The organism is Nonomuraea lactucae (assembly GCF_003313395.1).
GTDB classification, from domain to species: Bacteria; Actinomycetota; Actinomycetes; order Streptosporangiales; family Streptosporangiaceae; genus Nonomuraea; species Nonomuraea lactucae.
Genome location: NZ_QNFZ01000996.1, coordinates 1 through 12765, shown reverse-complemented (window position 1 = coordinate 12765; position 12765 = coordinate 1). Strand labels below are relative to the sequence as shown.

General features: G+C 70.6%; 14 protein-coding genes. 13 read left to right on the top strand and 1 reads right to left on the bottom strand.

What is annotated here, in order from left to right; all coding sequences use genetic code 11:
- On the top strand, positions 1-800 hold an 800-nt coding region (locus tag DQW85_RS35860), incomplete at its 5' end, for a D-alanyl-D-alanine carboxypeptidase family protein (RefSeq protein WP_162795650.1).
- 402 nt (positions 801-1202) lie between these two features.
- Complete coding sequence (locus DQW85_RS35850) at positions 1203-2507, top strand: MFS transporter (protein ID WP_113704192.1); 1305 nt, start codon at positions 1203-1205, stop codon at positions 2505-2507.
- A 108-nt stretch (positions 2508-2615) separates the two neighbouring features.
- Here DQW85_RS35850 and DQW85_RS35845 read toward each other — a convergent pair whose 3' ends face one another.
- Complete coding sequence (locus DQW85_RS35845) at positions 2616-3497, bottom strand: PaaX family transcriptional regulator (protein ID WP_205315661.1); 882 nt, start codon at positions 3495-3497, stop codon at positions 2616-2618.
- A 147-nt stretch (positions 3498-3644) separates the two neighbouring features.
- On the opposite strand from DQW85_RS35845, the gene DQW85_RS35840 reads away from it, so the two are divergent.
- From DQW85_RS35840 to DQW85_RS35790, 11 genes are all read left to right on the top strand, one after another.
- The gene (locus tag DQW85_RS35840; protein WP_275888287.1) at positions 3645-5075 is read left to right on the top strand and encodes an acyl-CoA synthetase; all 1431 of its coding nucleotides are present in this window, start codon (positions 3645-3647) and stop codon (positions 5073-5075) included.
- On the top strand, positions 5072-5968 hold the full coding sequence (locus tag DQW85_RS35835; protein ID WP_113704190.1) for an SDR family oxidoreductase: 897 nt from the start codon (positions 5072-5074) through the stop codon (positions 5966-5968). Before DQW85_RS35840 ends, DQW85_RS35835 begins: the two co-directional genes overlap by 4 nt.
- Positions 5968-6831: an amidohydrolase family protein gene (locus tag DQW85_RS35830; RefSeq protein ID WP_113704189.1), complete on the top strand. Its 864-nt coding sequence runs from the start codon at positions 5968-5970 to the stop codon at positions 6829-6831. Before DQW85_RS35835 ends, DQW85_RS35830 begins: the two co-directional genes overlap by 1 nt.
- A 13-nt stretch (positions 6832-6844) precedes the next feature.
- Positions 6845-7300, top strand: a complete 456-nt coding sequence (locus tag DQW85_RS35825; protein ID WP_113704188.1) for a MaoC family dehydratase — start codon at positions 6845-6847, stop codon at positions 7298-7300.
- Between the two features lie 136 nt (positions 7301-7436).
- Positions 7437-8096: an NAD(P)H-binding protein gene (locus DQW85_RS35820; RefSeq protein ID WP_113704187.1), complete on the top strand. Its 660-nt coding sequence runs from the start codon at positions 7437-7439 to the stop codon at positions 8094-8096.
- 128 nt (positions 8097-8224) lie between these two features.
- Entirely contained in the window at positions 8225-9304 is a 1080-nt protein-coding gene (locus DQW85_RS35815) for an LLM class flavin-dependent oxidoreductase (protein ID WP_113704186.1), read from the top strand.
- A gap of 19 nt (positions 9305-9323) precedes the next feature.
- Positions 9324-10025, top strand: coding sequence for an FMN reductase (locus DQW85_RS35810; RefSeq protein ID WP_113704185.1), 702 nt, complete (start codon positions 9324-9326; stop codon positions 10023-10025).
- Between the two features lie 93 nt (positions 10026-10118).
- Positions 10119-10892, top strand: a complete 774-nt coding sequence (locus DQW85_RS35805) for a chitosanase (protein ID WP_113704184.1) — start codon at positions 10119-10121, stop codon at positions 10890-10892.
- A 152-nt stretch (positions 10893-11044) separates the two neighbouring features.
- Positions 11045-12049: a LacI family DNA-binding transcriptional regulator gene (locus DQW85_RS35800; protein ID WP_113704183.1), complete on the top strand. Its 1005-nt coding sequence runs from the start codon at positions 11045-11047 to the stop codon at positions 12047-12049.
- A gap of 38 nt (positions 12050-12087) precedes the next feature.
- Positions 12088-12615, top strand: a complete 528-nt coding sequence (locus DQW85_RS35795) for a hypothetical protein (protein WP_113704182.1) — start codon at positions 12088-12090, stop codon at positions 12613-12615.
- A gap of 54 nt (positions 12616-12669) precedes the next feature.
- Positions 12670-12765, top strand: a 96-nt coding sequence (locus DQW85_RS35790; protein WP_162795649.1) for a cyclodeaminase/cyclohydrolase family protein, incomplete at its 3' end; no start/stop codon positions are given.

Below are 12765 nucleotides of genomic sequence, written 5' to 3'. Positions count from 1 at the left end.
CGCCCCTGGGCACAGCCCTCGCCAGCCCGCCCGCCGACGCCGGCGCTCCCGCCGTGCACGGGCGGGCCGCCATCCTGGTGGACGCCGCCAGCGGCGCCGTACGGCTCAGCGACGCCGCGGAGCGCCGCATGCCGATCGCCAGCCTCACCAAGACCATGACCGCCTACCTCGTGCTCAAGGCCGCCAAGCCGACTGACCTGGTGGAGGTCGAGCGTGAGGACGTCCGGTACGCCGTGAACGGCGGCGGCACCACCGCCCACCTGCGCCCCGGCGACCGGCTGCCCGTCGGGGACATGCTGCACGCGCTGATGCTGCCGTCGGGCGCGGACGCGGCGCACGCGCTGGCCCGCACGTACGGGCCCGGCGTCCGCGGCTTCGTGGCCAGGATGAACGCCACCGCCCGGCAGCTCGGCATGAAGGACACCTACTACGTCAACGCCGACGGGCTGCCCATGCCCGGCAGCGACGGCTACTCGACGGCCAAGGACCAGGCGCTGCTCGCCGTGCAGGCGCTGCGCGATCCGGCACTGCGGAAGGTGGCGAGCACCCGGCGGTACACGCTCCACCGGACGGCCACGCACCGCTCGTACACCTGGTCCAACACCAACAGGCTGCTCGGTACGCGGGGCGCGGTCGGCCTGAAGACCGGGTTCACGCGGGCGGCGGGCTTCAGCCTGGCGTTCGCGGGTGAGCGCGGCGGCCGGCTGCTGGTGGGTGTGATCCTCGGCGAGTCGGTCTCCAGCCGCCGCTTCGAGACGGCCCGCGCCCTCCTGGACTGGGGCAGCCGCCAGTCGGCCTGAACCGGCCTGCTACGGCGCTTCCGGGCCCGGCGGCTTCCGGGGCCTCCGGGGCGGCCTGCCTGGCTCCGCCCCGGCACCGCTCCGGCACCGTCGGCGGGTCCGGCGAGCCCCCGCGAGACCCAGTGTGGGCGGGAGGCCACAGGGCAGGTCTCCTCCGGGGACGCTCTCGGCAGGGGCGGGTCATCGTACGACGACGCTCCGCTCGTCCGGTGCCGATGGATCGCGACGGCCGCGCCGCACAAATTAGGCACTTTCATCTCTGCCGTAAACATTGTGCCGAACGATACCTATCGGCGAGACTGTTCCCACCACCAGGAACATTCGGCATGCTGTTGGCGGCAGTTAGCAGAGTGCTTAGCGTGCGGCCAGCAGCATGACCTGGACCACAGACAAGGGCCAGCCATGCCAGACACCCCTCAGAACTCAAGCGCCCAGCTCAAGCGCGCGGTCGTCTCCAGCTACCTCGGCAGCCTCATCGAGTTCTACGACTTCCTGCTGTACGCGACCGCGGCGGCACTGGTCTTCAACAAGGTCTTCTTCTCCGCCCTCGACCCCGCGGCGGGCACGGTGGCCAGCCTGGGCACCTTCGCCTCCGGCTACCTGGCCAGGCCCATCGGCGGCATCCTGTTCGGGCACTTCGGTGACCGTCTGGGCCGCAAGCGGATGCTGGTCATCACGATGACCATGATGGGTTTGGCCAGCACGCTCATCGGAGTTCTGCCCACCTACGCGCAGATCGGCGTCTGGGCGCCGATCCTGCTGGTGCTGCTGCGCGTGCTGCAGGGGATCGCGATCGGGGGCGAGTGGGGCGGCGCCGTACTGATGTCCGCCGAACACGCCACCTCCCGCAGGGGCCTCTGGGCCGCGTTCACCAACGCGGGTGCGCCCAGCGGCCAGCTGCTGTCCACGATCACGCTGACCGCCACCGCCGCGATCATGGGCGAACAGAGCTTCCTGGACTGGGGCTGGCGGATCCCGTTCCTGCTCAGCGTCGTTCTGCTGGCGGTCGGCCTGTTCGTCCGGGCCAAGGTCAGCGAGACCCCCGTGTTCGCCCACGCCCGGCCCGCCGATGGCGAGGCGCCGCCGCTGGTCGAGGTCTTCCGCCGGCAGCCGATGAACCTGCTGCGCGCGGTCGGCGTGGGATTCGGCGCGTTCGTCGCGCAGGCCACGCTCACCACGTTCGTCATCGCCTACGCCGTGAGCGCGGGGCACCCCCGCCCCACGGTCCTGAACGCCCTCACCATCTCCTCCGCCGGCGCGATCATCGGCATCCTCACCTTCGCGGCGCTGTCCGACAGGATCGGCAGACGCCCCGTGGTGGTGGCCGGCGCGGCCATGATGGCCCTGGTCGGCTTCCTGCTCTTCCCACTGATCAACAGCGGTTCGTTCGCCCTGCTGGCCCTGGCGGTCGTCCTGGGGCAGTCGATCGCGCACCCGGCCATGTACGGGCCGATGGCCGCCCTCTACACCGAGCTGTTCCGTACCCGGACCCGCTACACGGGCGCCTCGCTCGGCTACCAGATCTCGGCTACGGGCGCCGGCTTCGCGCCGGTCGTGTTCGCGAGCATGATCGGCGGCGGAGGCGGCACGCTCGCCGTCTCGGTCGTCATCGCCGTCTGCTGCCTGGTGACCGTGGTCGCGATCGCCGCGACCAAGGAGACCAACCGGAGCAGCCTGTCCGCGGAGCCGGAGCGCAGCGGTGTCTGACCTTCCCGGTACGGCGAGGCCAGGCTCGCCGTACCGGGAAGGGACGAGCGGGGACGAGCGGGTGGCGGCCCAGAAGTGTTCACGCGCCGGCAACGGCGAACGGGCCGATCAGCTGACCGCCATGAAGTCGAGCGTGTCGGCGGCCACCCGCGTGGCCGGGTCGCGGAGGACCGCCGCCAGGTCGCGGAAGACCTCCTCCGCCTGCGGCGCGGGCCAGTCCGCCGGCAGATGCTCGAGCGGCAGGCGTGGATCCCCCCGGAGCAGTTGCAGCCACTCAGCCTGGAGCAGCAGCTCGCGGAGCAGGTCGTCGCGGAGTTCGGGAAGCGGCCGACGGCGATCCCACCGCTCCAGGAATCTCTGGTACCCGGCCGCCAGCCCCTCCAGGTCGAAGGCGTCACGGACGAACTGTGCCGTCTCGGTGGGTTTCACGGTCTCGGCGGTGAAAGCCCTGATGTGGGCGTCGAGCCGGAGATCGCCCAGTAACGCGGGCACGTCGACGGCCGAGGGAGCGATCCACAGCCCGTTCTGCAGCGGGCCGAACCCGGCCCACAGCAGTCGAGAGCGTAGATCGTGGCGCTGCTGGCTCCAGGACTCCGGGAGAGAGAAGCCGATCAGCGTCCATCGGCCGTTCCAGTCCCGGTTGACCGGACTGGAGTGCCATATCCGCTGATGCCCCTCCTCCAGCACGGCCTCCGATCGGGCGGTCAGCCCGAAGTAGGCCTGGCGGCCCCTGCGGTGCCGCTCCAGCAGGCCCCGCTGGGTCATCCGCGTGAGGGTGGAGCGGGCGGCCTCCTCGGAGATGCCCAGCCCGGCCAGCACGCCGATGACACTCGCCGAGGAGATGGCCAGGTCACGGCCGCGCAGGTGGATGCCGAGGAAGGCGAGCAGCAGGGTCTGCGGGCGCAGTGCCGAACCGTTGCGGATCCGTGGCTCGCCGTCGCCCCCGATGTCCCTGACCGGCTGTGCGCTCTCCTGCGGACTGTTGACCACAGACCCATGGTACGGCGGATCACAGAACGATGTGCACTATTGCTTCTGCTGCAATGAATATGCCTAATATTGGCCGTCGACATACCGTCCAGGGAGGGACGTGTGCTGAACCGAGGCTTGGGATCGTGGCCCGCGCGCCGCGCGCGAATGTCCCCGACGAGGGTCGCGCTTTCCCACGATGATGTGCACATCACCTACGCGGAGCTGGCCGACAAGGCGAACCGCCTGGCCGCGGCTCTGCGCGCGCGGGGTGTGAATCGTGGGGATCGGGTCGCCTATCTCGGGCCGAACCATCCGGCGGCGGTGGAGACCTTCTTCGCGACGGGCCTGCTCGGCGCGGCCTACCTCCCCCTCAACGCGCGCCTGACCGAGGCCGAGCTGCTGTTCGTCATCAGAGATGCCAGTCCGGCCGCTCTGGTCGTCGGCCCGGGGTACGGAGCGGTCCCGGGCGCGCCTCAGGTTCTCGATCCGCTGACGCCGCTGCCGGACGCCGACCCGATCGACGCACCGGTGGGCCTGGACGACCTCTGCCTGATCATGTACACCTCGGGCACGACGGGTCGCCCCAAGGGGGCCATGCTCACCCACGCCAACCTGACCTGGAACGTCTACAACCACCTGATCGACCTCGATCTGCGCGGCGAGGACGTGACGCTCGTGACCGCGCCGCTCTTCCACATCGCCGCCCTCGCCCAGTCGCTCCTGCCGACGTTGATCAAGGGCGGGCGGGCGGTCATCCTGTCGGCATTCGACGCCGACCGGGTGCTGGAACTGATCGAGACCGAGCGGGTGACGTCGATGTTCGGCGTGCCCGCCATGTACGCCTTCATCGCCGGATCCCCGCGCTGGGCGGAGGCCGACCTGTCCAGCCTGCGCCTGCTGGAGTGCGGCGGCGCGCCCGTCCCCGAGCCGCTCATCCGCACCTACCAGGACCGCGGCCTGACCTTCCTGCAGGGGTACGGCATGACCGAGGCCTCCCCCGGCGTCCTCTACCTGAGCCCGGCGGACTCCGTCCGCAAAGCGGGCACGGCGGGCGTCCCGGCCTTCTTCACCGACGTCAAGCTCGACGGCGCGCCCGTCAGAAAGCCTGCCAGCGAGCAGGGCAGCGAGCCCGACGGCGAGCAGGGCAGCGAGCAGGGCGAGATCCTGGTGCGCGGACCGAACGTCTTCGCGGGCTACTGGGGCCTGCCGGACGAGAACGCGGCCGCGTCGACCGAGGACGGCTGGTTCCGCTCAGGCGATGTGGCCGTGCGCGATGAGGACGGCTTCTACCGCGTCGTCGACCGAGTCAAAGACGTGATCATCTCGGGAGGCGAGAACGTCTACCCCGCCGAGGTCGAGAGCGCTCTCCTGACCCACCCCGAGATCGTCGACTCCGCGGTGATCGGCGTGCCCGACGAGAGGTGGGGCGAGGTCGGCAAGGCCTTCGTGGTCGCCACGGAGCCGCTGCGCACGGCCGACGTCCTCGCTCATCTGGACGGCAGGCTCGCCCGCTACAAGATCCCCAAATACGTGGAGTTCGTCGCGGAACTGCCGCGCACGGCCTCCGGCAAGATCCTGAGAAGGGAGCTGAGATGAACCTCGACGGCAAGGTGGCGGTGGTCACAGGGAGCGGCCGGGGGCTGGGCCTGGCCTACGCCAGAGCGCTGGCGGCCGCGGGCGCCTCGGTGGTGCTCAACGACGTGGACGCCGAGGCGGTCGAGGCCGCCGCCAAGCGGATCGGTCCGCGCGCGGTCGCCGAGGTGGCCGCGGTCGGATCGACGGAGTCCGCCGAAGCGCTGGTGGCCCGGGCCGTCTCCGAGTTCGGACGGCTGGACGTCATGGTGACCAACGCCGGAATCCTCCGTGATCGCGTGCTGTGGAAGATGTCCGACGACGACTTCGACGCCGTGATACACGTGCATCTGCGCGGCACGTTCACCTGCGTGCGCGCCGCCGTACAACGGCTGCGCGAGCAGGGGGAGGGCGGCCGGATCATTCTCGCGGGCTCGCCCGCCGGGCAGCGCGGCAACTTCGGTCAGACCAACTACGCCGCCGCCAAGGCCGGGATCGCCGCGATGGCCCGCACCTGGGCTATGGAACTGGCCAGGGCGGACATCACCGTCAACGCCGTCGTGCCGAACGCCGCCACCGAGATGACCAAGTCCATCCCCGCCTTCGCGCCCCACATCGAGGCGCTGGAGGAGCGGGGCGTGCCACTTCCCGACAGCCTGCGCAAGGGCAACGGCTTCGGCACCGCCGAGGACGTCGCCGGCCTGGTCGTCTTCCTCGCCTCCGACGCCTCCGCCGGGGTGACCGGGCAGTGCGTCGGCGTCGGCGGAGACAAGCTTGCGTTGTGGTCGCATCCGCGGGAGATCAGCGCCGCCTACGCCGATGGCGGCTGGAGCGCCGACGCGATCGCCGAAGTGTGGCCCGGCTCCGTGGGCGCGCGCCCGGAGAGCTACGGGATCCCGGCGCCCGAGGCCGTCTGATGGATCTGTCCACGATCACCGCGATCGACGTCCACACCCACGCCGAGGTCTCCGCGAGGGGCGGCGACTCCCTGTCCGGCGAGCTCAAGGGCGGCGCGGAAGGCTACTTCGGGGTGGCGCGCGAGCGGCCCACCATCAGTCAGACGGCCGCCTACTACCGCGAGCGGAGCATGGCGGCGGTGGTCTTCACCGTCGATGCCGAGACCGCCACCGGCCACCCGCCCGTCCCCAACGACGAGGTGGCCCAGACCTGCGCGGCCAACGCCGACGTGCTCATCCCGTTCGCCAGTGTCGACCCCTGGAAGGGCAAGGTCGCGGTACGGCAGGCCCGCCGCCTCATCGAGGAGTACGGCGTGCGCGGCTTCAAGTTCCACCCCAACCTTCAGGGCTTCTTCCCCGACGACCGCCTCGCCTATCCCGTGTACGAAGTGATCGAGGAGGCGGGAGCCGTCGCGCTGTTCCATACCGGGCAGACGGGGATCGGAGCTCGGGTGCGCGGCGGTGGCGGGATCCGGCTGAAGTACTCCAACCCCATCCACGTGGACGATGTCGCGGCGGACTTCCCCGACCTGCCGATCATTCTCGCGCACCCGTCCTTCCCCTGGCAGGACGAGGCGCTGGCGGTCGCCACCCACAAGCCCCTGGTGCACATCGACCTGTCGGGCTGGTCGCCCAAGTACTTCCCCGCGCAGCTGGTGAAGTACGCCAACAGCCTCCTCCAGGAGAAGGTGCTGTTCGGCTCGGACTATCCACTCATCTCGCCCGACCGCTGGCTGGCTGACTTCGCCGACCTGCCGATCAAGGACGAGGTCCGTCCCAAGATCCTCAAGCAGAACGCCGCCCGACTGCTCGGCCTGAGATAAAGGAGATGTTCCCGTGCCTCTTGTCGCGGAAGGCCTGCCCGAGATCAAGGCTCTGGCGGGGACCGACCTGGGCTCCACCGACTGGCTGGAGATCACCCAGCAGCGGGTGAACGCCTTCGCCGACGCCACCGATGACCGGCAGTGGATCCACACCGATCCGGTACGCGCCAAGGACGGGCCGTTCAAGGCCGCCATCGCGCACGGCTACCTCACGGTGTCGCTCCTGATTCCGCTCTTCAACCGGCTCCTTGAGCTGAGGGGGATCGACATGGCCGTCAACTACGGCCTGAACAGGCTGCGCTTCCCGGCCCCCGTCCCCGTCGGCTCGCGTATCCGCCTCGCGGGCCGGGTCGCCGAGGTCGAGGAGGTCAAGGGCGGCGTTCAGGTCACGCTCGACTTCACCGTCGAGGTCGAGGCGGGCGGCAAGCCCGCCTGTGTCGCCCAGGCCGTCTACCGCTACTACGCCTGAGGTTTCGACGCCTGTTCGCCTGGTGGGGCGAGCATGACGCGTGGTGACCTCACGGGGGGCAGTCCGTGTGGGCATGCGGCGAGATCGCCGGGTGTCCACCAGGTGAGTAGCATTCGGGCCAGGAACGGAGCCTGGCATGAGAGTGATCATCTTCGGCGCCACCGGCATGGTCGGGCAGGGCGTACTGCGGGAGTGCCTGCTCGACGGCCGGGTCGAGGCCGTGCTGTCGGTGGGCCGGTCACCGACCGGACGCTCGCACCCCAAGCTGCGCGAGATCATCCACGCCGACCTCGCCGACCTGGCCCCGATCGAGGCCGACCTGGCCGGCTACGACGCGTGCTTCTTCTGCCTCGGCGTCTCCTCGGCGGGCATGAGCGAGAAGGACTACCGGCGCGTCACCTACGACTTCACCCTCGCGGCCGGCACCACGCTGGCGCGGCTCGCCCCCGGCTCGACGTTCGTGTACGTGTCGGGCGCGGGCACCGACCAGCAGGGGCGCTCGATGTGGGCCAGGGTCAAGGGCGCCACGGAGAACGCCCTGCTGGCGCTGCCGCTCGCGGCCTGCATGTTCCGGCCCGGCTACATCCAGCCCGTCCACGGGGTCACGTCGAGGACGAGGTGGTACCGGCTGGCGTACGTGGTGACCACCCCGTTCTTCCCGCTGCTGCGCCTGCTCTACCCGTCGAGCGTGACCACCACGGAGCGGATCGGCCAAGCCATGATCGCCGTGGCCGAGCGCGGGGCGCCGAAGCGGGTGCTAGGCCCCGCCGACATCAACGCCCTGGCGCAGGCGTAGGGGCCGCCGTTCCAGCCCCCGGGTCGAGGGCGTGGAAGAGCTGCGGATCACGAGGTGGAATACGGCAGGGTGGTTGTGCGCTGCACAGTCTGTTAAAGTTTCAACAGTCAAAGGTGGTGACCAAAAGTATGCAGTTCGGGATCTTCAGCGTGGGCGACGTGACCACGGACCCCACCACGGGCCGGACCCCCGGCGAGCGTGAGCGCATCAAGGCGATGGTGACCATCGCGCTCAAGGCCGAGGAGGTCGGGCTCGACGTGTTCGCGACCGGCGAGCACCACAACCCGCCGTTCGTGCCCTCCTCCCCCACGACCATGCTGGGCTACATCGCCGCCAGGACCGAGCGGCTGATCCTGTCCACGGCCACGACGCTGATCACGACCAACGACCCGGTCAAGATCGCCGAGGACTACGCCATGCTGCAGCATCTGGCCGACGGCCGGGTGGATCTCATGCTGGGCCGGGGCAACACCGGGCCGGTCTACCCGTGGTTCGGGCAGGACATCCGGCAGGGCATCCCCCTCGCCATCGAGAACTACGCCCTGCTGCACAAGCTGTGGCGCGAGGACGTGGTCGACTGGGAGGGCCGCTTCCGCACGCCGCTGCAGGGCTTCACGTCCACGCCGCGTCCGCTCGACGGGGTGCCGCCGTTCGTGTGGCACGGCTCCATCCGCAGCCCGGAGATCGCGGAGCAGGCCGCCTACTACGGTGACGGCTTCTTCGCCAACAACATCTTCTGGCCCAAGGAGCACTTCGTCCGGCTGATCACGCTCTACCGGCAGAGGTACGCGCACTACGGCCACGGCACGCCCGAGCAGGCCGTCGTCGGGCTGGGCGGCCAGGTGTTCATGCGCAAGAACTCCCAGGACGCGGTACGCGAGTTCCGCCCCTACTTCGACAACGCCCCCGTGTACGGCCACGGGCCGTCGCTGGAGGACTTCATGGCCGAGACGCCGCTGACGGTCGGCAGCCCGCAGCAGGTGATCGACAGGACGCTGACGTTCCGCGAGTCGTTCGGCGACTACCAGCGCCAGCTGTTCCTCATGGACCACGCCGGGCTGCCGCTGAAGACGGTCCTGGAGCAGATCGACGTCCTCGGTGAGGAGGTCGTGCCCGTGCTGCGCGAGGAGTTCGCCGCCAGGCGCGCCCCCGGGGTGGCGGACGCCCCCACCCACGCCTCCCGTACCGCGGAGCCGTCCGCGGTCTGAGACCGAAAGGAGATCGCACATGAAGCTCGTCGCCGTGTCGGCGGGTCTGAGCCTGCCCTCCTCCACGCGGCTGCTCGCCGACCGCCTCGCCGAGGCGACCCGGCGCCGCCTGCTGGACGACGCCCCCACCGGGCCGCACGCCGAGGCCCCAGTCGGGGATCACGGCGGGGACCACGACGGGGACCACGACGGGGACCACGTCGAGGTGCGCGTGATCGAGCTGCGCGACCTCGCCGGCGACATCGCCAACGCCTTCGTCACGGGCTTCGCCAACGCCAGGCTGCGCGCGGCCGTCGAGGCGGTGACCGAGGCCGACGGCCTGATCGCGGTCACGCCGGTCTTCACCGCCTCCTACAGCGGCCTGTTCAAGTCGTTCTTCGACGTCGTCGACCCCGACTCGCTGGCGGGCACGCCGGTGCTGATCGCCGCCACCGGCGGCACGGCCCGCCACTCGCTCGCGCTGGAGCACGCGATGCGCCCGCTCTTCGCCTACCTGCGCGCCGTGGTCGTGCCGACCGCGGTGTACGCGGCCTCGGAGGACTGGGGCGGCGGCGGTGACTCGTTCACCGACGGACTGGTCGCCCGGATCGGCCGCGCCGCCGGCGAACTGGCCGACCTGATGCCGCGCCGCGCCCGGACCCGCCGCCCACCAGCCGAGGCGGGCGACGAGGTGGAGGAGGTCGTGCCGTTCGAGCAGCAGCTCGCAGCGCTCCGGAATTGACAGGATTTCGCAACATAGGCCACAACTGTTGACTCCTGTGACTAATGTTCGTTAGGAAGGCTTCCTAACGAACCCCCAGCCACAGGAGTGTGCATGCTGAGCACCCTGCTCGCCCCGGCCCTCGCCGCGGTTCTCTCCCTGCCCGCGCAGGCGCCCGTGGACCTCACCGATCCACACAAGAAGGACATCGCCATGCAGCTGGTGTCCAGCGCCGAGAACTCCTCGCTCAACTGGAAGGCCCAGTACGGCTACATCGAGGACATCAAGGACGACCGCGGCTACACCGCGGGCATCATCGGCTTCTGCTCCGGCACGGGCGACATGCTGCAGCTCGTCGAGCTCTACGCCAAGCGCAAGCCCGGCAACGTCCTCGCCAAGTACCTCCCGGCGCTGCGCAAGGTCAACGGCACCGCCTCCCACCGCGGCCTGGACCCGAACTTCACCAAGGACTGGAAGACCGCCGCCAAGGACCCGGCCTTCCAGACGGCGCAGAACGACGAGCGCGACCGGGTCTACTTCAACCCGGCGGTCAAGCAGGCCAAGCAGGACGGACTGCGGGCGCTCGGACAGTTCATCTACTACGACGCCATCGTCATGCACGGCCCGGGCAGCGACAGGCTGAGCTTCGGCGGCATCAGGAAGTCCGCCCTGGCCAAGGCCAAGCCCCCGGCCCAGGGCGGCAACGAGACCACGTACCTCAACGCGTTCCTCGACGCCCGCAAGGCGGCAATGAAGGCGGAGGAGGCGCACGAGGACACCAGCCGCGTGGACACCGCCCAGAGGGTCTTCCTCAAGAAGGGCAACCTCGACCTCGACCCGCCGCTGACCTGGAAGGTCTACGGCGACAGCTACACCATCAAGCAGTAGACAGTAGAGAGGTACGGCGCCGCCGCCCCGCGCAGGGGCGGCGGCCCTGTGGCCGTCGGCCGGGGGCGCGAGCCGTACGATGCGTCCTGCGGAGCCAACGAGCTGGTACGGCGGAGCGCGAGCCAGCGCACCGACGAGCCACGGGAACGGCGATGGAGACAGTGAGCATCAAGGACGTCGCGGCCATGGCGGGGGTGTCGCCCGGCACGGTGTCCAACGTGCTCAACCGCCCCGAGAAGGTCGCCGGCGGCACCCGCGCCCGCGTGGAGGCGGCGATCAGGGAGCTCGGGTTCGTGCGGCACGGCTCGGCCTCGACGTTGCGGGCCGGCCACAGCCGCACCATCGGCCTGTCCGTGATCGACATCGGCAATCCGTTCTTCACCGACGTCGCGGCCGGCGTGGAGGACCTGGCCAGCGAGCGCGGCTACGCCGTCATCCTGGGCAACTCCTCCGGCAGCCGGCTGAAGGAGGAGCGCAACCTGCTCGTCTTCGCCGAGCAGCGGGTGCGCGGCGTGCTGATCACGCCCTCCGACGAGGATCCCGGGCGGCTCGACCGGCTGCGCGAGCGCGGCATCAGCGTGGTGCTCGTCGACCACCCCGCCGACCGGGCCGGCCGGTGCGCGGTCGCGGTCGACGACGTGGCGGGCGCCGCGATGGCGGTCGCCCATCTGCTGGAGGGCGGCGCCGACCGGATCGGCCACGTCACCGGGCCGGCCACGATCCGGCAGTGCCAGGACCGGCGGCACGGCGCCGAGCAGGCTCTCGCCGAGGCCGGGCGCGACCCGCTGGCGCTCGTCGAGATCGCGATGCCCGCGATGACGGCGAAGGCGGGGCAGCAGGCCGCCGAGGAGCTGCTGTCCGGGGGCGCGCTGCCCGACGCGCTGTTCTGCGCCAACGACCTGCTCGCCCTGGGCGTGCTGCGGGGGCTGCTGCAGGCGGGCGTCGGGGTGCCCGGCGACGTCTCGCTGATCGGCTACGACGACATCGACTTCGCCTCCGCCTCGACCGTGGCGCTGTCGTCGGTCCGGCAGCCCACCTACCGGCTGGGCCGGGTCGCCACCGAGCTGCTGCTGGACGAGTGCGACAACCCGGAGACGCACGCGCACCAGCAGGTCATGTTCCAGCCGGAACTCGTCGTGCGGGAGTCCACGCGGTAGGTTGTGGCCCTAACCGGAATGACGGGGGTTGGGGCGTTATGTCCAACGTTGTGCGTCACGTACTGGGAGTGGTCGCCGGGCTCCTGCTGCCTCCGCTGATCGCCGTGGGGTTGATCTACGGCACCACCGAGATGCTCATCAACTTCCGGGATCTGGTCATCTCGTGGACCGGGTTCGGCGCGCTCGCGGGCTCGGGGATCCTGTTCGCCTTTCTCGTCTCCTCGCGGCTGTCTCCAGTCTCCTCGCTCCTCGGCGGGCTCGGGTTCCTGGCGCTGGGCGGGCTGCCGCTCGTGGAGCTCTGGGGCACCCGGCTGCTGCCCGACGCGCTGACGAGGGGGACGCTCAGCACCGGCTTCCTCACGCTGGGCTATGCCGGGATCTTCCTGTTCCTCGCGGTGGTGCTGCTGGTGGCCTCGGCGTTCCCGTCGCGGTGGCGCTCCGCCGGGCCCGTCGTGGTGACGCCCGGCTACGGCCCGCCCCCGGTGGGAGCGCCCGGACAGGGCGCGCCTCCCCCGTACTACTCCACCGGGCCCGAGGACGTCACCCGCCCGATGCACCGCGAGTGACGTCGCGCGGCCCGGCCGGCGGTGCGGGGAGCTGCCACCTGGCAGAATGCCGCCATGCGCGACACGAAGATCGGCGACTTCCTCGCCCGGCTGGCCGACCGGGTGCCGGCGCCCGGCGGCGGCGCCACAGCGGCGCTGCACGCGGCGCAG